This is a genomic window from Erwinia sp. 1181_3 (genome assembly GCF_052824965.1).
In genome coordinates this window covers 162,146-186,108 of the sequence record NZ_VTDE01000008.1, presented here as the reverse complement: position 1 = coordinate 186,108, position 23,963 = coordinate 162,146, and the positions used below count along the sequence as shown (strand labels likewise).

Here is a 23,963-nt window from a genome sequence, read left to right as displayed (position 1 = left end):
CTTACCTCAACGAAATAAAAAAATGGTGCTGATAGCCGTGGCTAAACCACCCAATGCGGCAAACGAATAGTGAGTTCCAGTCCGCCATCACGGGCGTTCACCGCACTAACTTCCCCTTGATGGGCAGTCACCACTTTACGCACAATTGACAGCCCAAGCCCATAGCCTTTACCTGATAAGGGTGAATTGACACGTACAAAGGGGTCAAAAATACTCGAAAGCTTGTCAGCCTCCACACCGGGTCCATGATCGCGGACGCTAATCACCAGCCAGTCATGTTCCTTGTGCAGGCTAATGATCACCTGCTGGCCGTGCAGGGAAAAACGCAGCGCGTTGCGCACCACATTTTCGACGGCCGAGCGGATCAGGTTCGCATCCCCTTTGACCGTATAATCCTGCTGCTCATCCGCATTCAACAGAATCTCGACGCCGGGGATCTGCGCTTCATAGCGCGCATCGTTGGTGACGGCGTTCAGTAACCCCAGTAAATCAAAATACTGCTCATCGGGCAGGCTCTGATGTTCTGCACGCGACAACGTCAGCAGTTCACCAATCATTTTATCCAGACGACGCGCCTCTTCATCAATACGATCGAGCGAGGCATTAACACTTTCCGGCGTCTGCCTTGCCAGCCCGGTTGCCAGCTGCAAGCGTGCCAGTGGCGAACGCAGTTCGTGAGAGACATCGTGCAGCAGCTCTTCACGCGCTTTGACCAGCACCGACAGGCGCTCAACCATCGCATCGAAGTCCTGTGCCACAACCGAAAACTCATCGTGGCGACGGCGCATCTGTGGGAACAGACGGACCGAAAGATCGCCTTTCGAGACGCGGCCAAATCCCGCACGCAGCTGGCGCATCGGGCGCGTCAGATTCCATGCCAGGAACAGGCTGAACAGCAACCCGCAGATGCCGCCGACAATAAATAGCGGCTCCGGCATATTGAGAATACTGTGCGGACGTCTGCCCATGGTACTGTCAGCACGCAGGCCTGCCACATCATACCTTAGCTGATACTGGCGGCCGTCAGCCCCGGTGACCCATTCCGTCACCTCTTTCGGGAATTCGCCAGGGGCAAGATCGCGGTTTAACTCATCGCGCGGCATCACCTGCTGTGGCGGTTTATCCATCAGCCGCACGGAGAAAAAACGCCGATCGTTAGGCGGCCAGTCAACCATCATGTCGTTCAACGCTTCCAGCCCGCCGCGTTGCAGCACCGACACCGCAGAGGTCATCTGCAAATTGACGATACGCTTAGTGGCCATGTTTTCCGGGGGTTCATGATGTTTGCCATACAGACTAAAACCCAGCCACAGCAGCTGGGTAATCGCAATATAGGTCAGCCAGAAGCCCAGCAGGATTTTCCAGAACAGAAAACCACGGAACCCGGATTTCATCGGATACGGTAACCGATGCTGCGCACCGTCTCGATGTTGATGGTGTCTTGCGTCAGTGCCGCCAGCTTCTGACGGATATTGCTGATATGCACATCCACGCTGCGGTCATAGGCTTCACGCGGACGTCCCAGCCCTTTTTCCGACAGCTCGTCCTTTGAGACCACGCGATCGGGGGAGCGCAGCAGAAGATCCAACAGGTTGAACTCTGAGGCGGTCAGGTCGAACGGCTTTTTCTGCCACTCGCTGATACGCGTTGCCGGGTTAAGCGTCAACTCACCCCAGCCAATCACCTCTTTGTTTTCCAGCACCACGGGCTGCTCTTCTACGCGACGCAGCACCGCACGCAGACGCGCCACCAGCTCACGCGGGTAGCACGGTTTCGGCATATAGTCATCCGCACCCATCTCCAGGCCAATCACCCGGTCGATGTTGTCGCCCTTGGCAGTCAGCATAATCACCGGCAGGCGGCCATTCTGACGCACCTGGCGCAGCACATCGATACCGCTCATATCAGGCAGCATAATATCGAGGATCATGGCGCTGTAGTCGCCGGAGAGCGCGCCTTCCACACCTGCTTTCCCCGTTAACACCAGTGAAGCATCAAAGCCTTCGGCAATCAGGTACTGACTGAGCATGGTGCCCAGTTCAAGGTCGTCATCAACCAGTAAAATTTTCATACGGGATCTCTCAATGATACAGCCGCTATTTTCGCCTGTTATCGACGGCTTCGCAGCCGCTTTTACCCAATCCTTACAGTCTAATCAAAGGTGGGGGAAGTGTCAGGAAGGATTTGATGCGCGCAGCGGCAGAAGGTTCGGCCGCTGCGAAGAAATAATGGCAGGTCAGTAAACGCCGGTGGAGAGATAGCGATCGCCGCGATCGCAGACGATCGCCACAATCACGCTACCAGGATGGACGTGGGCAAGACGTATTGCACCGGCAACGGCTCCGCCGGAACTGACACCACAGAATATCCCTTCACGCTTTGCCAGCAGGCGCATCGTCTCTTCGGCTTCCTGCTGCGACATATCCAGAACCTGATCCACCAGCTCCGGACGGAAAATTCCCGGCAGATACGCGGCAGGCCAGCGGCGAATGCCCGGAATGCTGCTGCCTTCCGAAGGTTGCAGGCCGACGATCTGTACGCTCTGGCTCTGCTCTTTCAGATAACGCCCCACGCCGGTAATGGTGCCGGTGGTGCCCATGCTGGACACAAAGTGAGTTAAGCGCCCCGCCGTCTGCTGCCAGATCTCCGGCCCGGTGGTGAGATAATGCCCGAGGGGGTTATCCGGATTGTTAAACTGGTCCAGCACCTTGCCTTCACCGCGTGCCGCCATGGCATCCGCCAGATCACGCGCGCCTTCCATCCCCTGTTCGCGGCTCACCAGAATTAATTCCGCCCCGTAAGCACGCATTGCCGCCTGGCGTTCAACGCTCATATTGTCCGGCATCAGCAGTTTTAAACGGTAACCTTTCATCGCGGCGATCATCGCCAGCGCAATCCCGGTATTGCCACTGGTGGCTTCAATCAGCACATCACCGGGGTGAATTTCACCGCGCAGCTCCGCGTGGTGAATCATCGAGAATGCGGCGCGATCTTTTACCGAACCGGCGGGATTATTCCCCTCCAGCTTTAGCCAGATTTCACTGCCGTTCATGGGCGTCAGGCGCTGCAGTTGAATCAGCGGCGTATTACCGATGGTATTTTCGAGTGTGGTCAAGGTCTGTGAGTTCCCGCATGAAATGGCAAAGGGCCGGAAAAACCGACCCTCTGTACTTTAAAATGACATCAGAGAAAAATATCAGGCGCTTTGTGCAAAGGCAACAGGCCGTAACGCGGTGTCACCGTGGTACAGACGTGCGTGTTGCAAGCCAACGAACAGACGTTCACCGCGAACAGGAGCCACCTGGTCACCGTCCATCACCACGGTAATCGGTTCACCGCTCCAGTCAGCAGGCACCACGACCAGCTGCCAGAAGTGTCCGCGCGGGCTAACTTCCAGTACCTGGGCCGGCAACGGTGTTTCCAGGCTGCTCTGACGGCTGACGTCGATTTCCCACGGGCGCAGGAACAGTTCTACCGGCCCCTGGTGCGCAGGCGCGTAGCCCAGCGGCCAGTGATGTGCGCCAACATGGAACTGAGACCCCTGCACCGCGCCATCGAAGCGGTTTACTTCGCCGAGGAACTCCAGCACAAAGCGGGTGGCCGGATCACGCCAGACATCATCCGGTGTGCCAACCTGCTCAATGTTACCCTGGCTCATCACCACCACGCGATCGGCCACTTCCATGGCTTCTTCCTGATCGTGAGTCACGAACACGCTAGTGAATTTCAGCTCTTCATGCAGCTGACGCAGCCAGCGGCGCAGTTCTTTACGCACCTGAGCGTCCAACGCACCGAAAGGTTCATCCAACAGCAGGATTTGAGGTTCCACTGCCAGCGCACGCGCCAGGGCGACACGCTGCTTCTGGCCGCCGGAAAGCTGTGCCGGGAAACGGCCAGCAAGATGCCCAAGCTGAACCATCTCCAGTAAGCGAGTGACTTTCTGCTTAATTTCAGCAGCAGAGGGGCGCTCACGACGCGGCAGTACCGTCAGGCCAAACGCGATATTCTCGAACACGGTCATATGACGGAACAGTGCATAGTGCTGGAACACAAAGCCCACCTGACGGTCGCGGGCATGGACCCGGCTGACGTCTTTACCGTGGAAGCTCAGGCGCCCGCTGTTCTGGTTTTCCAGCCCGGCGATAATACGCAGCAGCGTGGTTTTCCCGGAGCCAGAAGGACCCAGCAATGCCACCATTTGACCGGAAGGGATATCCAGTGAAATATCGTTCAGGACTTTCGTCTTGCCGAAGTATTTATTAATGCTACCGATTTCAATGCTCATGCTTCCCCTCCAGTTCCAGACGCTTGCTCTGGCTTTCTAACCGCCACTGCACCGCGCTTTTTAAAAACAACGTTACTATCGCCATCAGGGTCAGCAGCGCGGCGGCGGTAAAGGCCCCGACGGTGTTGTAATCCTGATGCAGTAATTCAACCTGTAATGGCAGCGTATAGGTCTCGCCGCGAATCGAGCCGGAGACCACCGACACGGCACCAAACTCACCGATGGCGCGGGCGTTGGTCAGCACCACGCCGTACAGCAGCGCCCAGCGAATATTCGGTAAGGTCACGCGCCAGAACATCTTCCAGCCCGATGCACCCAGTAATACCGCGGCTTCATCTTCATGACTGCCCTGGCTCAACATCACCGGCACCAGCTCACGCACCACAAACGGACAGGTAACGAAAATGGTCACCATCGCCATCCCCTGCCAGGAGAACATCAGCTGGATATTATGCGCATCCAGCCAGCCGCCCGCCGAACCATTGACGCCCCAGAACAGCAGGTACATCAGCCCCGCCACCACCGGTGATACGGCAAACGGAATATCAAACAATGTCAGCAACAGCTGGCGGCCCGGGAAGGTAAAGCGCGTTACCAGCCAGGCCAGCAGCGTGCCAAACACCAGATTCACCGGGACGGTAATCAGCGCAATCAGCACCGTTAGCCAGATGGAGTGCAGCATGTCGGAATCACTAAGGTTGTCCAGAGAGGCCATCAGGCCCTCTGACAACGCGGCGGTAAAAATCGCCACCAGCGGGATCACCAACAGCATCAGCGAGATCAGCATGCCGAGGCCAATCAGAACCCATTTCCCCCACTGAATACGTGCGCGTCCCACGCCCTTAAAATCGGTAACGTCAGCCATTAGTGACCTCCAATACGACGGCCAAAGCGGCTCTGTAAGGTGTTAATCGCAAACAGTAACAGGAGAGAAGCGGCCAGAATCACCGAGGCGATGGCGCTGGCGGCCGGATAGTCAAACTCCTGCAAGCGCACAAAGATCATCAGCGAGGTCACTTCGGTTTTCCACGCAATGTTCCCGGCGATAAAAATCACCGCGCCAAATTCGCCCAGGCTGCGGGTGAATGACAGTGCCGTACCGGCCAGCAGCGCCGGGCCCACTTCCGGCAGCACCACACGGCGAAAACTTTGCCACGGCGTCGCGCCGAGTGTTTCCGCCGCCTCTTCATATTCCGGCCCCAGCTCTTCCAGAACAGGCTGAACGGTACGCACCACAAACGGGATGCTGGTAAAAGCCATCGCCACGGCGATGCCGAGCCAGGTATAAGACACTTTGATACCAAACTGCGCCAGCCACTCGCCGTACCAGCCATTGACGGAGAACAGCCCGGCCAGCGTCAGCCCCGCGACCGCCGTCGGTAGGGCAAACGGCAGGTCCATCAGGCCATCCAGCAGCGCACGCCCGGGAAAACGGTAACGGGTCAGGATCCACGCCATCAGCATGCCAAAGACCGCGTTAAAAATAGAGGCAACCCCGGCGGCCAGCAGCGTCACTTCATAGGCTGCCATAACCTGCGGGTTGGTAATCACCTCCCAATACTGCGCCAGCGTCATCTGCGACAACTGCATCAGCAGCGCACTGATCGGCAGCAGCAGAATCAGACAGGTGAAAAAAAGGCTACTGCCCAGGCTGATACCAAACCCAGGCAGAACGCGTTTACTGCTTGCTGAAAACATTGACTACCGCCCCGCCGCTAACAACTTATCCAGTTCGCCACCACTGACGAAATGGGTTTTCATCACCTGATCCCAGCTGCCAAAATCATCGGCCACGCGGAATAAATCCGTCTGTGGGAAACGATCTTTTTGTTGCGCCATCAACTGGGGATTATTCACACGATAATAAAACTGCGTGATAATTTGCTGGGCAGCCGGGGTATACAGATAGTTTAGATAGGCTTTGGCTGCCGCTTCTGTGTGGTTATGTTCGACATTTTTATCAACCCACGCGACCGGGAACTCAGCCAGAATATTGGTTTTCGGCACGATGACTTCATAGCCATCTTTGGCGTACTGATTGCGGATGGTGTTCACCTCCGATTCGAAACTGATCAGCACATCGCCCAGACCGCGCTCCACAAAGGTAGTGGTGGCACCACGCCCGCCGGTATCAAACACTTCGACGTTTTTCAGGAACTGCGTCATTAACGCTTCCGTCTTCGCTTTATCTTTACCGTCGGTACGATCAAAAGCACCCCATGCAGCCAGATAGGTATAGCGGGCGTTGCCGGAGGTTTTGGGATTCGGGAAAATCAGTTTTACATCGTTACGCACCAGGTCGTTCCAGTCGCGGATATGCTTCGGGTTACCCTTGCGGACCAGAAACGCCATGGTGGAATAGAACGGCGAGCTGGCATTCGGTAAACGCTGCTGCCAGTCGGCGGGGATCAGTTTGCCTTTGTCGTGCAGGATCTGCACATCGGTGACCTGATTGTAGGTCACCACATCGGCTTTCAGGCCCTGCAAAATCGCCAGCGCCTGCTTGGAGGAACCCGCATGAGATTGTTTGATGGTCAGCGTGTCGCCAGGATGCTGCTGCGCCCACTGTTTTTCAAACGGTGCGTTCAGGGCGCTGAACAGCTCACGCGAGACATCATAAGAGCTGTTGAGCAGCTCGGTTGCCTGTGCGCCCGTACTCAGCAATAACGCCAGCGCGGAGGCTGTTACGTATTTTTTTACCGTTGGTAACGTCATTATGCACCCTGTGAGATTCACCGGTCGACTGACCTGAAGTGCGTTCAGTTTATTTATAACCAGGGTAAAAGCTGTAACGGTTTTATATACCGTTTAGTGCTTTGCAAGCAGAAAACGCTATAAGCGTGTGGAATTGATTATGCAGCGAGTGGGAATGAAAACGACTTTGGTGGATAAACGTAGGGGCGGGTCATGACCCGCCCTGTCCTGGCATGCCTGGACCCTACAATGCTGCCAACTGCTCAAGAGACGGCGCATAGAAATAGCTGCCACTGACCGGTTTGGTGAAACGTAGCATCGCATCGAACTTGCCATCGGTTTCACCAAACATGCTTAACAGCTGCTGCTCAATGTTATACAGCGTAGCGCAGTAGGCCAGGAAGAACAGGCCATGGGTCCCGCTGGCCGTGCCGTAAGGCAGGCTTTGACGTAAGATTTTCAGTCCTTTGCCGTTTTCTTTCAGGTCCACACGCGCCACATGAGACGTGGCCGGGCGCGCATCGCCCTCCAGCTCTTCGTTACTCTCTTTGGTGCGACCCATAATCTGCTCCTGCTTATTCACCGCCAGGCGATTAAACATCGGCAAATTATGCTGCCAGCGCTGGCTGAAGACGTAGCTCCCGCCCGCATTGTCCCCCTGGTGAATAATCGCTACCGCTTCGCGCTGTTCACCCTGTGGGTTTTCGGTACCGTCGACAAACCCGCTGAGATCGCGATCTTCCGTCCAGCGGAACCCGTGTGTTTCTTCGGCGATGCGAATAGCACTGCCAAATGCTGCCAGTGCGGCTTGTGCCAGACTGAAATTCACATCGTGACGCAGGGACTGAATATGGATCAACATATCGCGCTGGGTGGCCGGTGCCATACCTTTCCCCAGCGGCTGGAAGTCTTTGAGTTCGGCGCTGCTGTTACCCGCGCAGAGGTCGCTCCACAGACCGTTGCCAAAGGCGATGACTGCCCCCAGCCCGGCATCGGGATAGCGTTGTTGCAACTGGGATAGCTGCTGAAGAAATTGCTGGCTGCCACGGCGAACAGCGTCAACATCGCCTTCCACCATGGCTTCAAGATAAATAGCAAAACGGCGATGCTCTAATAAGATGCCGCTCTGAAAATGGGACATGTTGCTCTCCTGGCTCTCAGGTTAATTCTGGTCAGTTTTTCAGAATATGATAACCCAAGTGCATGCCAGGAGAGTGTTCAAACGCAATATTTATGGGGTCTTTATGCTAACCGCATTAGCGGCGCCAGATAATTTTGCTTAAGGTCCAGTTTTTCAGCGTATCGTCAGAAGGCATCAGGCCTTCCGGGCCATGCCAGTCGCCGCTGAAAACATAGCTGATATGCTGGCTGCCAGGGGCTTTACACTCGACGCTGGCACTGTCCGCGCCGCTGGCTTTCTGGCAGGCACCATAGGCTTTGCTGTAGAGATCGCTAAATGCCGTGCCAAACTTCACACCGCTTTCGGTTGTCACGTCGTGGTCCATGATATCGATGCGGTTGACCGTGGTATCACCGACCAGCTCCACTTTCACCTGCTTATCGCTGTCGACGCCCTGCCAGAAGTGGACGATATTCCCATCGGTAGTACGCATCCCCTGGCGCAGGTGATAGTTGCCGTTCAGGGCATCATTCAGCACCTCACGCTGCATCAGCGTGCTGCTGTTCACCTCACCCAGCCCCTGTTCGGTCACCATTAACGATGAACCGAACCAGTGCATCGGTGACAGGCTGGACCACGACCAGGAGACGGGATTCCACCAGGTGGACGAAGACGCGCTATCGGGCTGAGAAGATGAGCCTGCGCAGCCCGCCAGTATCAGGGCAGCCAGCAGTATCGCCGGGCGAAAAGTTTTCATTGCAACTCCAGTATTCATTGTCAGGGGCTTCCGTACTGCTTGGAGTGTGAATTGACCTAAAAGTTTAACTCAGTGATTTTCAGCCGGATCAAAGCAGTCACGTAACCGCCGATATCCCAGCAGCGCCAGAATGGCGAAGCCATCCAGCAGCGTGACCATCAGCACCAGAGAGGATGCGGCTTCATCGTTCTGCCACAGCGCCACCAGCTGAACAGCGAGCGTTAAAACCAGCGTCAGCACCAGCACCCAACGCCATGCCTGCCACAGGCGCGGCAGACGCTGGCGATAACCGGTCAGCAGCAGCCCGAGGGCGGCAGGAACACCTGACGCCAGCCCCAGCCAGAAGACGTGGTTATCCGGATAAAACAGCTCAAGCAGGCTCTCGCCCTGCTGGCGTGACGCACCGGCCGCCACAAACAACACCCATGTGCGTGCCTGCAACAGCAAAATCGCCCAGAAAGAGAGGGGCAGATGGAGCTGGCCTTTGGTGTCGTAATCGTCAGGTAAATATTTCAAAATAGTGAATACCCAAAATAATTCGAGGTGCATTGAGGCGGCAAGAGAATGAGTCCCGATGAGCTTACACAGGTAAGTGATTCGGGTGAGTGAACGCAGCCAACAAAAATGCAGCTTGAAGTATGACGGGTATATCAATACTCGCGATCTTCAATCAGACGTTTGCCCAACAGCAGGCTGTCCACCGTTTCGTAATCCAGCTTTTCATAAAACCCGGTCACGGCATCGTTCTCTTCACGGACCATCACATGGATTTTCGGGCAGCCACGGGCAATCAGCTTTTTCTCCAGGCGATTAATCAGCGCGTTGGCAAAGCCGCGTCCCTGATAATCAGGATGAACGCCAAGATAATAAGCAGAGCCGCGATGCCCGTCGTAGCCGCCCATTAGCGTGCCGACAATTTCACCGCCCACCACCGCGACCATAAACAGATCCGGGTCGTGGTTCAGCTTACGCTCAATATCCATCTCAGGATCATTCCAGGGACGTAACAGATCGCAACGCTCCCAGAGGGTAATTACTTCTTCAAAATCATCTTGCCGGAATGCGCGGATTTCCATGAGATTTGGCCTGTGGTTAAGCATAATTTGCTGATTATCACGTATTCTTCTGTAGGTGCAAGTGTGTTGGTCCGACACAAGTAAAAAAAAGCCCCCCCGGCGAACTCAGTGTTTGAAATACATAGCAAAAGCCTGAAATAGTTCCCTTCTCGCCGCCACCTCCTTGTTACGATATAACAATAAGCACTTTTTGCCCCAGGATGTGCCATGAAAAAGATAAACCTGTTGACGCCGCTCACCACTCGCCGCCAGTTGCTGCTTTCCGGCCTGGCATTGGCTCTGCTGGCTCGCCGCCCTGCACGTGCCGCAGAGGAAGATGCCACTCTGCGCGTCAGCCCGCGTCCGCATAAAGTGGTCAGCTCACCGCCACCTGCACGCCCGGCAAACAGCAAACGTATTGTGATGATTGATCCGGGCCACGGCGGTATTGATTCCGGTGCGGTGGGGCATGAAGGCTCTGAAGAGAAGCATGTGGTGCTGGAGATTGCCCAGCATATCCGCCATCTGCTGGGTGAACATCCTCATATCGAGGTGCGCCTGACGCGCGAAAGCGACCACTTTATTCCCCTCGGTGAACGGGTTGAGATCGCCCACCAGCACGGCGCCGACCTGTTTATGTCCGTTCATGCCGACGGTTTCACCAGCCCGTCCGCAAACGGCGCGTCAGTGTTTGCCCTGTCGAATCGCGGTGCCAGCAGCACTATGGCTCGCTATCTTTCTCAGCGGGAGAATGCGGCTGATGACGTCGGCGGCGTGAAAGCAGCGGATAAAGATCACTACCTCCAGCAGGTGCTGTTTGATCTGGTGCAGACAGACACTATCAAGAACAGTCTGATCCTCGGCAAACACGTTCTGGGGCAAATCCGCCCGGTCCATCACCTGCACAGCCAGCATACCGAGCAGGCGGCGTTTGCCGTGCTCAAGTCGCCGTCTATTCCATCCGTGCTGGTCGAAACCTCCTTTATCACCAACCCTGACGAGGAGAAATTACTGGGCACCACCGCATTTCGTCAGAAAATTGCCGGGGCCATCGCTAACGGCATCGTCAGCTTTTTTGACGAGTATGAGGCGACCAGGCGCACAGGCTGACGTATAATCCACGCGTCTTTTTTTGCACAGGATTTGTTATGAACACTCCGGATATTGCCCAGGTAAAACAGTTTTTGCTCAACCTTCAGGATGAAATTTGTCGCAAGCTGGCACAGGCAGATGGCGAAGCCCGGTTTGCCGAAGACAGCTGGCAGCGTCCCGGAGGCGGTGGCGGGCGCAGCCGCGTTCTGCGTCAGGGCCGGGTGTTCGAACAGGCGGGCGTCAACTTCTCCCATGTCCACGGTGATGCGATGCCCGCCTCTGCCACCGCGCACCGTCCTGAACTGGCCGGACGCAGCTTCGAGGCGCTGGGCGTGTCACTGGTGATCCACCCGGAGAATCCCTATGTGCCGACCAGTCATGCCAACGTGCGTTTCTTTATCGCCGAAAAACCGGGTGCCGATCCGGTCTGGTGGTTTGGCGGTGGCTTCGATATGACGCCCTTCTACGGCTTCGAGGACGATGCCGTGCACTGGCATCAGACCGCTGCCGACCTGTGTCAGCCGTTTGGTGATGAGGTCTACCCGCGCTATAAAAAGTGGTGCGATGACTACTTCCACCTGAAGCACCGTAACGAGCAGCGCGGTATTGGCGGGCTGTTCTTTGACGATCTGAACACCCCGGATTTCGATCAGAGCTTCCGCTTTATGCAGGCGGTGGGTAACGGCTTTACCGATGCCTATTTGCCGATTGTTGAACGCCGTAAAACGCTGCCGTGGGGCGAGCGCGAGCGCGATTTCCAACTCTACCGCCGTGGGCGCTACGTGGAGTTTAATCTGGTGTGGGATCGCGGCACGCTGTTTGGCCTGCAAACCGGCGGGCGCACGGAATCGATTCTGATGTCGATGCCGCCGCTGGTGCGCTGGGAATATGATTATCAGCCGGAAGCAGGCAGCCCGGAGGCGGCGTTGTACAGTGATTTTCTGCCGGTTAAGGCGTGGATTTAAAGCCCAGGGGTCTTTAGGGCCAGGTCAACGTCAAGGGCGTTTCGCTTTCCCGCTGTCGCGGGCGAAGCGACCTAAGGGCGGCAGTCGCCCCGCCCTTAGGGATCCGGGCTTGCGGCAGGCGCATCGCCCGCTTACAGCGGGTTCCCTCAGTCAAGCGGCTTTCCGGCCGGACCGGGCGTGACGGGGCATCCCTGCCCCGGCACCCCCTCTCGCCGACGTCCTGTCTGCTCGTCCTGGAAATCCCCTCTCCTTCAGCGAGGCTTAATTGCCGCTCAAAGGTCAAAATCCACTTCAAAAGACAAATCAAAGATAGAAAGCCTTTCTGGGCTGATGGTCATTTTGGTTTTTTTAAGATTTGGGGTTTGACCTGGGTTTTGATGTTGAGGCGGCAATTAAGCTGCGCTGAGGAAGCGATGTGAACCAGGATGAACCGCCAGGACGGCGGTGAAAGGGCGTGTCGGCACAGGGATGTCCCGTCACGCCCGGTCCGGCGGGAAAGCCGACCGACTGAGGGAACCCGCTTTAGCGGGCGATGCGCCTGCCGCAAGCCCGGGTCCCCAGGGTGGTGGCGACTGGCCGCCCTGGGTCGCTCAGCCCGCGCAGCGGGAAAGCGAAACGCCCTTGACCTGGCCTTGACCTTGACCTTGACCTTGAGACCTTGACCTGGCCCCCAGGCAGGCCTGCGCCTTATAGCGGCGCGGTCTGCGCCTCCACCACCGCCAGTGCCACCATATTCACAATGCGCCGCACTGATGAAATCGGCGTCAACACATGGACCGGTTTCGCCATCCCCATCAGCACCGGCCCCACCGTTACACCGTCAGAGCAGGAAACACGCAGCAGGTTATAGCTGATACGCGCCGCTTCGACGTTAGGCATAATCAGAATATTCGCCGAGCCTTTTAGCGGGCTGTCCGGCATCAGATCCTGACGAATGCTCTCTACCAGTGCCGCATCGCCGTGCATTTCGCCATCAATTTCCAGCTCAGGCGCACGGGCTTTTACCAGCGCCAGCGTGTCACGCATCTTACGCGCGGCAGGTGCATCCGAGGCCCCAAAGCTGGAGTGTGAAAGCAGCGCCACCTTCGGTTCGATACCAAAGCGACGCACCGTTTCCGCCGCCATCAGCGTCAGCTCAGCCAGCTGTTCCGGCGTCGGGTCTTCATTAACGTAAGTATCGGCAATAAAGGTGTTACCGCTCGGCAGCTCCAGCGCGTTCATCGCCCCGGCCACTTTCACGTCCGGACGGAAGCCAAACAGCTTCTCGACGATATCGTAATGCTGCCTGTAATCCCCCACGGTGCCGCAGATCAGCGCATCGGCTTCCCCACGGTGAACCATAATGGCACCGATCAACGTCGGATTGCCGATCACATCACGTTGCGCCTGCTGCGGCGACACGCCACGGCGCTTCATGATCTGGTAATACTCGTTCCAGTACTCCTTAAAACGCGGATCGGATTCGTTGTTCACCACGTCGAAATCTTTGCCCGCTTCGATTTTCAGTCCCAGCTTTTGCAGACGCATCTCAATCACACTCGGGCGGCCAATCAGGATCGGCTTCGCCAGCCCCAGCGTCACCAGCTCCTGGGTGGCATGCAGCACACGCGCCTCTTCCCCTTCGGCCAGCACCACGCGTTTCGGATCTTTACGCGCCTGCGAGAACACCGGTTTCATAAACAGATTGGTTTTGTAGACAAACTCCATCAGCTTTTCGCGGTAGGCGTCAAAGTCAGCAATAGGCCGCCGTGCCACACCGGAATCCATCGCCGCTTTTGCCACCGCCGGGGCGATCTGCACAATCAGGCGCGGGTCGAAGGGTTTCGGGATCAGATACTCCGGGCCAAACGACAGCTCCTGATCGCCGTAAGCGGAGGCCACCACATCGCTCTGCTCTGCCAGCGCCAGTTCGGCAATGGCATGCACCGCCGCCAGCTTCATCTCTTCGTTGATCGCCGTTGCCCCCACATCCAGCGCACCGCGGAAGATAAACGGGAAGCACAGCACGTTGTTCACCTGGTTAGGGAAGTCCGAGCGGCCCGTACAGATGATAGCGTCCGGGCGCACGGCTTTCGCCAGTGGTGGCAGGATTTCCGGCTCCGGGTTGGCCAGCGCAAGGATCAGCGGGTCACGCGCCATCCCTTTGACCATTTCCTGGGTCATCACTTTTGGGCCGGAGCAGCCAAGGAAGATATCTGCGCCTTCGATCACCTCAGACAGCGTTCGTTTGCCGTTATCGGCCACGGCATAAGCCGCTTTGGTTTCCGCCATCGGGGTTTCGCGCCCCTGGTAGATCACCCCTTTCGAGTCGCAGACCACAATATTGTGTTTCTGCATCCCCAGTGCCACCAGCAGGTTAAGGCAGGCAATGGCAGATGCCCCCGCCCCGGAGACCACCAGCCGCACGTCCGAAATGTTCTTTTTCACTACCCGCAGGCCGTTCAGCACCGCTGCCGTACAGATGATCGCCGTCCCGTGCTGATCGTCGTGGAACACCGGGATGTTCATGCGCTCGCGCAGTTTCTTTTCAATGTAGAAGCACTCGGGTGCTTTAATGTCTTCAAGGTTGATGCCACCAAAGGTGGGTTCCAGCGCGGCGATCACATCAATCAGTCTGTCCGGGTCCAGCTCATCCACTTCGATATCGAAGACATCGATACCGGCAAATTTCTTGAACAGTACGCCTTTCCCTTCCATCACCGGCTTGCTGGCCAGCGCGCCGATATTCCCTAAGCCCAGCACCGCCGTACCGTTAGAGATCACCGCCACCAGGTTAGCGCGGGCGGTGTACTTGTCTGCCGCTTCAGGATCGGCGGCGATCGCCAGGCATGGCGCGGCCACACCAGGCGAGTAGGCCAGCGCCAGATCGCGCTGTGTGGCAAGGGGCTTGGTCGGGGAAACCTGAATTTTTCCGGGAACCGGGAATTGGTGAAAATCGAGCGCACTCTGTTTTAACTGATCGTCCATTAGCAGGATCCTTTTTTATGGTGGGGTACAACTGCTCAGTATAGGAGTGCCGGACGGGAGAAAAACTTGAGGGAGTGCATAGAATTGGCATTCAACGATCGGGCGAGGCATGTGCAGGACCGGGCGAGGCATGCCTCGCCCCTACGATGCCCGGCGCAGGAGTCAGGTATTCCAACCCGCCGCAATGGTCAAATATTCCAGCCGGTCGTAGGGGTCAGGCATGCCTGACCCGTGGAAAACTACTTCGTCATATTCAACAGCGTACGAATGTTCTGTGCCGTGGTGGCGATAATATCAATCGCCCCGGTGCGCAGCGCACCCAGCAACGCCATCGCTTTGGTGTTCTCCGATGCGATAGCTATCACACAGGGGATTTTACGCAGCTCGTCGATGCTCAGGCCGATAACCCGGTCATTCATCACCGTATCCACATGCAGCCCCTGAGCGTTAAAGAAATCATAACCCGCCACATCACCAATCACCCCCTGATTCAGGCTGGCATCGATAATCTCATGGGGGGTAAACCAGCCGAGTTTGACCATATAACTGTTTTCATTCATGTCACCGATCCCCACCAGCGCTACATCGGCTTTACGCGCGCGATCCAGCGTCTCTTTGATGGTGCCGTTCTGCATGAATGCCTCTTTCAGCGCACGGTCTTCAACATAGGCCGGAGCATAGAGCGTTTCACTGATACCGCCGAACTTTTTCGCCAGACGGCGACTGATGTGGTCAGCATTGATGGCATCACCGGGGCGGTGCGTCCCGCCAATACCGCTAATAAAGTGGCAGTTACGCGTGGGGACACTGCCTGGATGGTCAGCGACCGCTGCCACGTTACGCCCCTGCCCGACCGCCACCACCGCATTATCTTTCAGTGACTGTGACAGGTGCATCGCGACCAGTGCCGCCACCTGACGGCGCTGCTCATCCTCGTCATGATGATCGAGGGCAATCAGCGCACGTTGTAATGGGAAACGTTCCAGTAACTGCTGCTCCAGCCGGGTACTGAAGACCGGGTGATAGCGCACGTTGATTTCAACGATGCCCTCTTCTTTGGCTCGCTTTAACAAGCGCCCCACTTTAATGCGGGAGATACCAAATTTACGCGCAATCTCTTCCTGGGTAATTTCGTCCTGATAGTATGCAACGGCAATTTCCGTCAGCAGTTCAGTGTCCTGAGATAGCGTGTTTTTTTCCATCCGGGCAGTCGTCTCTTCTCGTCGGTTTCGGTAGCGAGCGCGGCAGCCTGTGCCGCGCCTCAGGCAACAATTTATACCATTTTACGCTATCCGACAGAGGATTAACGACGGATCGCGTCAATTTTGAGCATGCGCGCAATCACGATATCCAGTTCTTTCTCCTCGAAAATCTGTTTCCAGTCGGGCTTAACGATCTTCTCGCGGCCATACTCCATCGCAATCATGCAGGCATCAGAGAACGGGTTAGTGGCGCGGAATGCCACTGCCAGCGCGATCTGAATATGGCCGTACAGCATTGCTTTTGCCGCCTCTTCCGGCACGCCGGAGTGTTTAACCGTCTCATCCAGCGCCTCTTTCATAAAAGCACCGACCATACAGGCTACGGTTTCCACCAGCGTGGGCTCAAGATACGCCAGCTGTTTAACCGTCACCCAGTGCACCTGCTCAACCGGGCCATACATCACGCTGATCACCTTGCTCAGTTCACTCTTCTGCGCATCGCTGCCGCTTTCAAACGACGCCGCCACATGCTGAATGGCAGCCACGCCACCGAAGGCATCGGCGTGTTCTTCTTTGGTATAACGGTCAAGGAATACGGAAGGATGGCACGGATGGGCCACGGCGTAGTGAATGCCCTCGCGCAGCGCAATCAGATTGGCATAAGCCGCTGCCGGGTCCAGCGTTAACAGCGTGGCACCGTTTTTCATCAACGGCACCACACCTTCAGAGACTTTGCCCAGCACAATATCCGGCACCGCGAGGATCACCACATCACTGTGCGGCACCACGGATTCCGTGCTGGACAGCTCACGCCCCTGCCCGGTGACCTGCTCCTGGGCCTTCGGCGCACTCTCACAGTAAAACACCTGATAGTCGCTGCGCTGCAAATTCGCCGAAATGCGCATGCCCATTTTGCCGCCCGCGCCAATCACGGTGATGGTGGTTAATTGTGTGCTCATACTGACTCCTGAAGTTGTTTGTGACGTAAAAAATCAACGCTCTGTTGCGTCCACTCGGCTTCCCGCTGGCAGGTGCTTTCGGCATCCTGCTGCCACGGCAGCCAGTGTTCGACGATCTGATTAATGCCACGCTCTGCCGGACGCACCTGGTCTATCAGCAGATCGTAATCAAGCAGCCCTTCGCCCAGCGGGCAACCGGTCAGCGTGAAACCGACCCAGCCCTCCTGGCGGCTGAAAGCAAAATCTTTAATATGCAGATTGAGCACCCGGTGCGCGGTGTTTGCCACCACTTGCTGGGGGAGTTCGAGAGCGGCGACGCAGTTTGCCGGGTCCAGGCACACGCCCAGGTAATCGGAAGGGAAACGATCGATCACCGACATCATCTGCGCGCTGTTGACCTGCTCGTAAGTCTCCAGACACAGCCGAACCTGCTGGCGTTCAAACGCGGGCAGAATGCTTTCAATCAGCGCGGCGGCTTCCGGCAGCGTTGGACGATGGCTGGCACTGTTAAACATCGAACGGATCACCGTCACCTGTAACACCTGTGCCAGGTGCAGATAACGCTGTAAGTGGGCGGTTTGCAGACCGCGCGTTCCCAGCTCCAGCTCGATGCCCAGCGTATCGGCCTGCTGACGCAGTGTGACCAGCTCGGCATCGCTCCAGCTTTCGATCTGCGGATAATCACAGATTTGAAACAGCGTCACGCCCATATCGGCGGTCTTTTCCAGCATCTGCGCCAGCGTCATCGGAACGGATACACGCGCCGAGGCACGCCAGAAAAAGGCATAGGTACTCAGACCAATCGCCATTTATGCCTCCTGCCGCTGAGCGCTGTGGGCCAGTGCGGCGGCTTCATCAATAATCTGTGCCAGCGCATCGGGTTTGTGGGCGAAGCGCCCGAGAAACAGCCCGCTGACCTGATGGCCAAGACGACTCAACAGCCCCGGCCCGGCGCTGCCACCGTAAATCACGCGAATGTTGATATCGCCCGCCAGATCAAGCTGGCGCAACCCGGTACACACCTCACCGATAAAGGCATCCGGTGCAGGCGCAGGCGCACCAATCGCCCACTGCGGTTCCCAGGCCAGCACCACATCACCGCTCAGCTGTTGCTGACGCGCCTGACTCAGTGCCGCGCTTAACTGATGACGGCAGATCGCTATCGCCTGCTCACTGCTCAGACGTTGTTCTTCCCCCAGGCACAGTACCGGGATTAACCCGTTACGCAGCGCTGCCGCCAGTTTCCCCGCCACCTGACGGTCATCTTCGGCAAAATGGCGACGACGTTCCGCATGGCCGACCTCCACATAGCGACAGCCGATTTCAGCCAGCATCGGGCCACTGACCTCACCGGTCCAGGCCCCGCTGTCCTCCCAGGCCAGATCCTGTGCCCCCACGCTGACTGCCGTATCAGCAAAAATCTGCTTCACCGCCGGAATAGCGGGGAACGCAGGCAGAACGAACAGCCCCACCTCACCGCTGACGATCGCCGGATGCTGACGAGCCAGCTCTGCCACCTGCTGGCTCCAGGTCAGGGTTTGTTGATAGCTGAAATACATTTTCAGGCTGACGCCCAGTGTGATGCGCGCGCTCACTGGCTGGCCTCCTGAAGGGAGAGTGTCGCGGGTGCGCGGGCCTGTAGCTGCACCAGCACTTTATTGACGATCAGCGCCAGCGAGACGGCCCCCGCGTCTGGCGTGCCCAGGCTCTTCTCAGCCAGTGGACGGGCGCGGCCCATTTTCGGCAACAGCTGCGCCGTCTCTTTGGCGCTTTTGGTCGCCTGCTGTGCTGCCGCCGCCCAGGCATCAATCAGCGTGTCACCTGCGGCCACGCGGGCACTCAGGCACTCGCTGAAAGGCACCAGCACATCGACCATGGTTTTATCGCCCGGCTTCGCTTTACCGAAGTGCATAATCCCCTCTTTGGCATGCTGCACCCCCAACGCAACGCGCCGGGCATTCGGGGTTTTAACATCCCCCAGCGCCGTGCCAATCGCCGTCAGCAGCACGCCCCAGAGCGCACCTGAAGTGCCTCCGGCTTTGTCCGCCCAGGCATCGGCGGCGCGACACAGCAGCGTTCCGGCACCCGCCTGGCGCTGCTGCATCTCACGGGCTTTTTCGAGTGCCCCCCGCGATCCGCGTTCCATACCGATCCCGTGGTCACCGTCTCCGGCAACCGCATCAATACGCCCCAGTTCAGTGGCATGTTCTTCAATCACTTCAGCTATCGCAGTGACCACCGACAGGACACAGGTGGCCGCCTGCTGCGAGGCCGCGCTGGCAGTGGGCACCACATCTACCTCGGCGAGGATCTGCTCAGCAGCATCCAGCGGTTCCGCCATCAGCACACTGCCTTTACGGAACGCCGGCGCATTGGCCGGGGCACGCCACAAGGTTTCCAGTTCATCGTCCAGCCACATCAGCGTCAGTGAAGCACCGGCCATATTAAAGCTGGTCACAAACTCACCCACTTCCGGCTCCACCACCTGCAACCCTTCCGCCGCCAGCAGCTGTGCCACGCGGCGATAAACGACAAACAGCTCTTCATATTTCACCGAGCCGAGGCCGTTGAGGATCGCCGCTACCCGCTGCCCTTTACGCTGCGTAATCTCTTCCGGGCACTCCTTCAGCAGACTGCTGACAAACAGTTCTGCCAGCGTATCTGCCGCAGGAATATCGCATTCGCGGATGCCCGGCTCACCGTGTATCCCCATTCCCAGCGCCATGGTGCCGTGCGCCACGCTGAACAGTGGCTGTGTGGCCCCCGGCAGGGTACAACCGGAGAACGCCACACCCAGAGAGCGCGTGCGATGATTCGCATGGCGTGCCAGACGCGTGACCTCGGCAAGCGAGTATCCTGCCTCAGCCGCCGCGGCTGCGGCCTTAAACACCGCCAGATCGCCCGCCACACCACGACGTTTTTCGCGCTCGGACAGCGCCGCACTGGAAATATCGTCTGTCACTGCCAGCAGTTCGCAATCAATGCCTTCGGCTTTCAGACGTTCGCTGGCCTGACCAAAATGCAGCGCGTCCCCGGCATAGTTACCAAAGGCCAGCAGAACGCCCCCGCCATTGTCCGCCGCACGCGCCACGTTGTAGATCTGCTGGGCTGACGGGGAAGCAAACAGGTTACCCATCGCCGCCCCGTGCGCCATACCCTGCCCGACCAGGCCTGAAAATGCCGGATAGTGGCCGGACCCGCCGCCAATCACCACCGCCACACATCCCGCAGGGCTGCGGGTGCTGCGCACCACGCCCCCCGGAACCTGACGGACTTTATCGGCATTGGCCGCGACGAAACCCTCAATCAGCTCACTGGCGAAAGCAGAGGGTTGATTAAACAGATAGGTCATTGGGATGGCTCCTGTGTAATGGGGGCAGACTGAAATCCAGAACGTTTGGCGTTAAGTAACAACATCAGCAGTGCAGAGAGCAGCATGAAGCCCCCCACGACCATCATGGGAACGGTGTAGGCTCCGGTGGCGTCATGCAGCATTCCGGTGAGGTAGCCCGCCGAGAAGCCCGCAACGTTACCGAGGGTGTTAATCAGCGCGATGGCTGCCGCCGCAGACGCGCCGGTCAGAAACTGCGTTGGCAGCGTCCAGAAATTCGGCAGCGCGGCAAAAATCGAGCTGGCCGTTACCGCAATCACCAGCATGGTGGCCAGCGGAGATTCCATATAGAGCGCCAGCGGTACGCTGATAGCCCCGGTCAACGCAGGCAGTGCGATATGCCAGGTTTTGCAACCGCGACGGGTTGCATCGCGTGACCAGAAGAACATCACGATGGCCGCCACCAGATACGGCGCTCCGGTAATCAGCCCCTTCTCGATGACGTTAAACGAGGTGCCGAACTGCTGCTGGAAGCCAGAAATAATGGTCGGCAGGAAGAAAGCCAGCGCATACAGACCATAGATAAAGCCGAAGTAGATCAGGCACAGCAGCCAGACGCGGCCGTTGGTCATCACGCTACGCAGGCTGGCATGCGCGGTGGAGCCTTTTTCACGCTGCTCTTTTTCCAGCGCCGTAGTCAGCCACTCTTTCTCTTCTTTATTCAGCCATTTTGCCTCACGCGGGGAGTCCACCAGATAGAACCAGGCCACGATGCCGATAATAATCGCCGGAATGGAGACACCGAGGAACATCACCCGCCAGCCGGAGAGGCCAAACAGACCGTGCTGTTCAATCAGTGCGGCAGCCAGCGGCGCACCCAGCACCACCGTCAGCGGCTGTGCGAGGTAAAACAGGGACAACACCTTACTGCGGTGTTTAGCCGGAACCCACATGCTGAGGAACAGGATCGCCCCCGGGAAGAAGCCCGCTTCGGCAATCCCCAGCAGCAGTCGCAGGGTATACAACCCTTCAATACTGCTCACCCAGGTAAACAGCAGCGAAACGATGCCCCAGCTGACCATAATGCGCGCCAGCCATTTGCGTGCGCCGTAGCGATGTAAGGCCAGGTTGCTTGGCACTTCCAGCAGGATGTAACCAATAAAGAAGATGCCGGACGCCAGGCCAAACTGCACCGCACTCAGCCCGAGATCTTGTGTCATGCCGTTCGGTCCGGCAAAGGAGATCGCCGTACGGTCAAGGAAGTTGATGAAGAACATCAGTGCCACAAAGGGCACCAGCCGCAGCGAGACTTTTCGAATAGCGGATTTTTCAATCGCCTGTGGATTAAGGGCAGTCATACGGCACCTCCGACAGACTGGAACAGAATACTGGTGAAATGACTCTGGCAATGACGCACCAGATCAGGGGTAGGCAGATGGCAAATTTGACGCATGGTTGAGTCCTCAGTGGGTCTTCTTGTGCATTGCATCAATGCGTGAACAAATGAACACTATATGGATTAATGTTCATTTCCCAGCATGCAAAACGAAAACTGTGACGGATCTCAAAACCTTTAATTTTGCCATTTAGCGGCAATAATAGGCAAAACCAAGCGCCATAAGGAAAAAATCAGCAGAGCGAAGAGGCATACTGAATAAAACAAAAGAACATCTATTGAACATATGAACAAAAATGCGTTAGGGTAAAAGTGAATCGTTGCCGGAGATCCTGATGATTCACCGGGATCCGGCGGCCCTGTTATCTCAGCGGGAGTAACCCTATGTCTTCTATCGCAATTGGCGCCGACGATGCGGCACTGGAATTAAAAAACCTGATCAAGCAGCTTTTGCAGGAAAAAAATATCGACGTCAGCGACTACAGCAATGATGCACAGTCCAGCAGACCCCTCTATCCGGATGTCGCCTGGACGGTGGCCAACGCCATTCGAGAAGGCAAACATCAGCGGGGAATTTTGATTTGCGGAACCGGGATCGGCATGGCGATTGTGGCGAACAAAGTGCCGGGCATCCGTGCTGCACAGTGTCACGATACTTACTCTGCCGAGCGTGCTCGCAAGAGTAACAATGCACAGGTGATGACACTGGGTGCACGCGTCATCGGCCCGGAGCTGGCCCGAAGTATTGTGAATAGCTGGCTAAATGCTGAATTTGAAGGGGGCGGCTCAACGGAAAAAGTCGAGAAAATCAGCTATTACGAGCAGAAAGTCGGCGAAAAGTAATCTTTAAGTGCGGCGCACCCCCTCTGCGCCGCCGCGTTTTCCCTGAGCTGCTACACTTAATCGTTGTGCTATTTTTGCTGCCAGCAGACTGGCCCATTGGGCGAACCCATCGCAACAATCAGAGAAAACGCATTCCCATTGTCGCGGGTCTGATGCAATGTTTCGCCTAAGAATACTCAGCCGTGTCGGGTACAGTTGTTGCGTCTTGCCTGTAAGAAACAGCCGCAACAATCGCGTCACGGTTAAACTTGCATCACAGATTGCTTATCAAGGAGCTTTAGATGAACCAGCTAGACGCACTGAAACAATTCACCACCGTGGTGGCTGATAGTGGCGATATTGAATCCATCCGTAACTACCATCCGGAAGATGCCACAACCAACCCGTCTCTGATCCTGAAAGCCTCCGGCCTCGACGCCTACAAACATCTGATTACTGACGCCATCGAGTACGCCAAAAAACAGGGCGGCAGTAAAGAAACCCAAATTATCAATGCCAGCGATAAGGTCGCCGTTAACCTCGGTCTGGAGATCCTGAAAAGTGTTCCTGGCCGCGTGTCTACCGAAGTGGATGCACGCCTCTCTTTCGATCGCGGGATGTGCGTGACCAAAGCGGAAAAGCTGGTGAGAATGTATGAAGAACACGGTATCGACCGTTCACGCATCCTCATTAAACTGGCTTCCACCTGGGAAGGTATTAAAGCGGCTGAAGAGCTTGAGAAAAACGGTATTCAGTGCAACCTGACCCTGCTGTTCTCCTTCGCTCAGGCCCGTGCCTGCGCCGAAGCCGATGTGTTCCTGATCTCGCCATTTGTTGGCCGCATCTACGACTGGTACAACAGCCGTAAACCGCTCGACCCGTACGTGGTGGATGAAGATCCGGGTGTGAAATCCGTACGCAATATCTACGACTACTATAAGCAGCATCGCTATAACACCGTGATCATGGGTGCCAGCTTCCGTAAAGTTGAGCAGATCCTGGCCCTGGCGGGCTGCGATCGTCTGACCATCGCACCGAATCTGCTGGAAGAACTTCAGGCCAGCAATGCGCCGGTCGAACGTAAACTGACGCCGTCCACTCAGGGCTTCCACCAGCCAGCCCCGCTGTCTGAAGCGGAATTCCGCTGGGAACATAATCAGGACCCGATGGCGGTAGAAAAACTGGCCGAAGGTATCCGCCAGTTCGCCATTGACCAGCAGAAACTGGAAGACGTGCTGGCTGCACGTCTCTAATCCCCCCTCTTATCTCTGTCTCCCCGGGCGGATCGACGATCCGCCCTCTTGCAACCAGGAGGAAG

General features: G+C 57.0%; 22 protein-coding genes. 4 read left to right on the top strand and 18 right to left on the bottom strand.

Annotated elements, in window-relative coordinates; genetic code table 11:
* Nucleotides 1-41 precede the first annotated feature (41 nt).
* The 11 genes from FY046_RS18415 to FY046_RS18365 form a co-directional block, all read right to left on the bottom strand.
* The gene (locus tag FY046_RS18415; protein WP_133845951.1) at nucleotides 42-1,394 is read right to left on the bottom strand and encodes an ATP-binding protein; all 1,353 of its coding nucleotides are present in this window, start codon (nucleotides 1,392-1,394) and stop codon (nucleotides 42-44) included.
* On the bottom strand, nucleotides 1,391-2,071 hold the full coding sequence (locus FY046_RS18410) for a response regulator transcription factor (protein WP_133845950.1): 681 nt from the start codon (nucleotides 2,069-2,071) through the stop codon (nucleotides 1,391-1,393). Before FY046_RS18410 ends, FY046_RS18415 begins: the two co-directional genes overlap by 4 nt.
* 165 nt (nucleotides 2,072-2,236) lie before the next feature.
* Nucleotides 2,237-3,115, bottom strand: a complete 879-nt coding sequence (cysM, locus tag FY046_RS18405) for a cysteine synthase CysM (RefSeq protein ID WP_133845949.1) — start codon at nucleotides 3,113-3,115, stop codon at nucleotides 2,237-2,239.
* 81 nt (nucleotides 3,116-3,196) lie between these two features.
* On the bottom strand, nucleotides 3,197-4,285 hold the full coding sequence (gene cysA / locus FY046_RS18400; RefSeq protein WP_133845948.1) for a sulfate/thiosulfate ABC transporter ATP-binding protein CysA: 1,089 nt from the start codon (nucleotides 4,283-4,285) through the stop codon (nucleotides 3,197-3,199).
* A complete protein-coding gene (gene cysW, locus FY046_RS18395) occupies nucleotides 4,275-5,150 on the bottom strand; it encodes a sulfate/thiosulfate ABC transporter permease CysW (protein ID WP_133845947.1) in 876 nt (291 codons plus the stop codon). Before cysW ends, cysA begins: the two co-directional genes overlap by 11 nt.
* The gene (gene cysT, locus FY046_RS18390) at nucleotides 5,150-5,983 is read right to left on the bottom strand and encodes a sulfate/thiosulfate ABC transporter permease CysT (protein WP_133845946.1); all 834 of its coding nucleotides are present in this window, start codon (nucleotides 5,981-5,983) and stop codon (nucleotides 5,150-5,152) included. Before cysT ends, cysW begins: the two co-directional genes overlap by 1 nt.
* Before the next feature lie 3 nt (nucleotides 5,984-5,986).
* Complete coding sequence (locus FY046_RS18385; protein WP_133845945.1) at nucleotides 5,987-7,000, bottom strand: sulfate ABC transporter substrate-binding protein; 1,014 nt, start codon at nucleotides 6,998-7,000, stop codon at nucleotides 5,987-5,989.
* A gap of 223 nt (nucleotides 7,001-7,223) precedes the next feature.
* Nucleotides 7,224-8,120, bottom strand: coding sequence for a Dyp-type peroxidase (locus FY046_RS18380; protein ID WP_167864739.1), 897 nt, complete (start codon nucleotides 8,118-8,120; stop codon nucleotides 7,224-7,226).
* A gap of 115 nt (nucleotides 8,121-8,235) precedes the next feature.
* Nucleotides 8,236-8,856, bottom strand: a complete 621-nt coding sequence (locus FY046_RS18375) for an RpoE-regulated lipoprotein (RefSeq protein WP_133845943.1) — start codon at nucleotides 8,854-8,856, stop codon at nucleotides 8,236-8,238.
* 69 nt (nucleotides 8,857-8,925) lie between these two features.
* On the bottom strand, nucleotides 8,926-9,405 hold the full coding sequence (locus FY046_RS18370) for a DUF2919 domain-containing protein (RefSeq protein ID WP_446186349.1): 480 nt from the start codon (nucleotides 9,403-9,405) through the stop codon (nucleotides 8,926-8,928).
* Nucleotides 9,406-9,506: 101 nt separating this feature from the next.
* Nucleotides 9,507-9,932 (bottom strand): GNAT family acetyltransferase, encoded by a 426-nt coding sequence (locus FY046_RS18365; RefSeq protein ID WP_133845941.1) that lies wholly within the window; start codon nucleotides 9,930-9,932, stop codon nucleotides 9,507-9,509.
* A gap of 207 nt (nucleotides 9,933-10,139) precedes the next feature.
* Here FY046_RS18365 and amiA point away from each other — a divergent pair, with 207 nt between their 5' ends.
* Both amiA and hemF read left to right on the top strand, forming a co-directional pair.
* Entirely contained in the window at nucleotides 10,140-11,021 is an 882-nt protein-coding gene (gene amiA, locus FY046_RS18360) for an N-acetylmuramoyl-L-alanine amidase AmiA (RefSeq protein ID WP_212815643.1), read from the top strand.
* Between the two features lie 38 nt (nucleotides 11,022-11,059).
* Entirely contained in the window at nucleotides 11,060-11,968 is a 909-nt protein-coding gene (gene hemF / locus FY046_RS18355) for an oxygen-dependent coproporphyrinogen oxidase (protein WP_133845939.1), read from the top strand.
* Between the two features lie 687 nt (nucleotides 11,969-12,655).
* Here the strand turns inward: hemF and maeB are convergent.
* From maeB to FY046_RS18320, 7 genes are all read right to left on the bottom strand, one after another.
* Nucleotides 12,656-14,935: an NADP-dependent oxaloacetate-decarboxylating malate dehydrogenase gene (gene maeB / locus FY046_RS18350; RefSeq protein ID WP_133845938.1), complete on the bottom strand. Its 2,280-nt coding sequence runs from the start codon at nucleotides 14,933-14,935 to the stop codon at nucleotides 12,656-12,658.
* Nucleotides 14,936-15,174: 239 nt separating this feature from the next.
* Entirely contained in the window at nucleotides 15,175-16,137 is a 963-nt protein-coding gene (locus tag FY046_RS18345) for a sugar-binding transcriptional regulator (protein ID WP_200643949.1), read from the bottom strand.
* A 101-nt stretch (nucleotides 16,138-16,238) separates the two neighbouring features.
* A complete protein-coding gene (locus FY046_RS18340) occupies nucleotides 16,239-17,096 on the bottom strand; it encodes a phosphogluconate dehydrogenase C-terminal domain-containing protein (RefSeq protein ID WP_159336151.1) in 858 nt (285 codons plus the stop codon).
* The gene (locus FY046_RS18335) at nucleotides 17,093-17,905 is read right to left on the bottom strand and encodes a sugar phosphate isomerase/epimerase family protein (protein ID WP_212815644.1); all 813 of its coding nucleotides are present in this window, start codon (nucleotides 17,903-17,905) and stop codon (nucleotides 17,093-17,095) included. Before FY046_RS18335 ends, FY046_RS18340 begins: the two co-directional genes overlap by 4 nt.
* On the bottom strand, nucleotides 17,906-18,691 hold the full coding sequence (locus FY046_RS18330) for a triose-phosphate isomerase family protein (RefSeq protein ID WP_446186348.1): 786 nt from the start codon (nucleotides 18,689-18,691) through the stop codon (nucleotides 17,906-17,908).
* The gene (locus FY046_RS18325) at nucleotides 18,688-20,448 is read right to left on the bottom strand and encodes a dihydroxyacetone kinase family protein (protein WP_446186347.1); all 1,761 of its coding nucleotides are present in this window, start codon (nucleotides 20,446-20,448) and stop codon (nucleotides 18,688-18,690) included. The genes FY046_RS18330 and FY046_RS18325 overlap by 4 nt, the downstream gene beginning before the upstream one ends.
* The gene (locus FY046_RS18320) at nucleotides 20,445-21,785 is read right to left on the bottom strand and encodes an MFS transporter (RefSeq protein WP_159336149.1); all 1,341 of its coding nucleotides are present in this window, start codon (nucleotides 21,783-21,785) and stop codon (nucleotides 20,445-20,447) included. Before FY046_RS18320 ends, FY046_RS18325 begins: the two co-directional genes overlap by 4 nt.
* A gap of 422 nt (nucleotides 21,786-22,207) precedes the next feature.
* Between FY046_RS18320 and rpiB the strand changes: the two genes are divergently transcribed.
* Both rpiB and tal read left to right on the top strand, forming a co-directional pair.
* Entirely contained in the window at nucleotides 22,208-22,666 is a 459-nt protein-coding gene (gene rpiB, locus FY046_RS18315) for a ribose 5-phosphate isomerase B (protein ID WP_133845932.1), read from the top strand.
* Nucleotides 22,667-22,947: 281 nt separating this feature from the next.
* The gene (gene tal, locus FY046_RS18310) at nucleotides 22,948-23,898 is read left to right on the top strand and encodes a transaldolase (protein WP_159336148.1); all 951 of its coding nucleotides are present in this window, start codon (nucleotides 22,948-22,950) and stop codon (nucleotides 23,896-23,898) included.
* The last annotated feature ends 65 nt before the right edge of the window (nucleotides 23,899-23,963 follow it).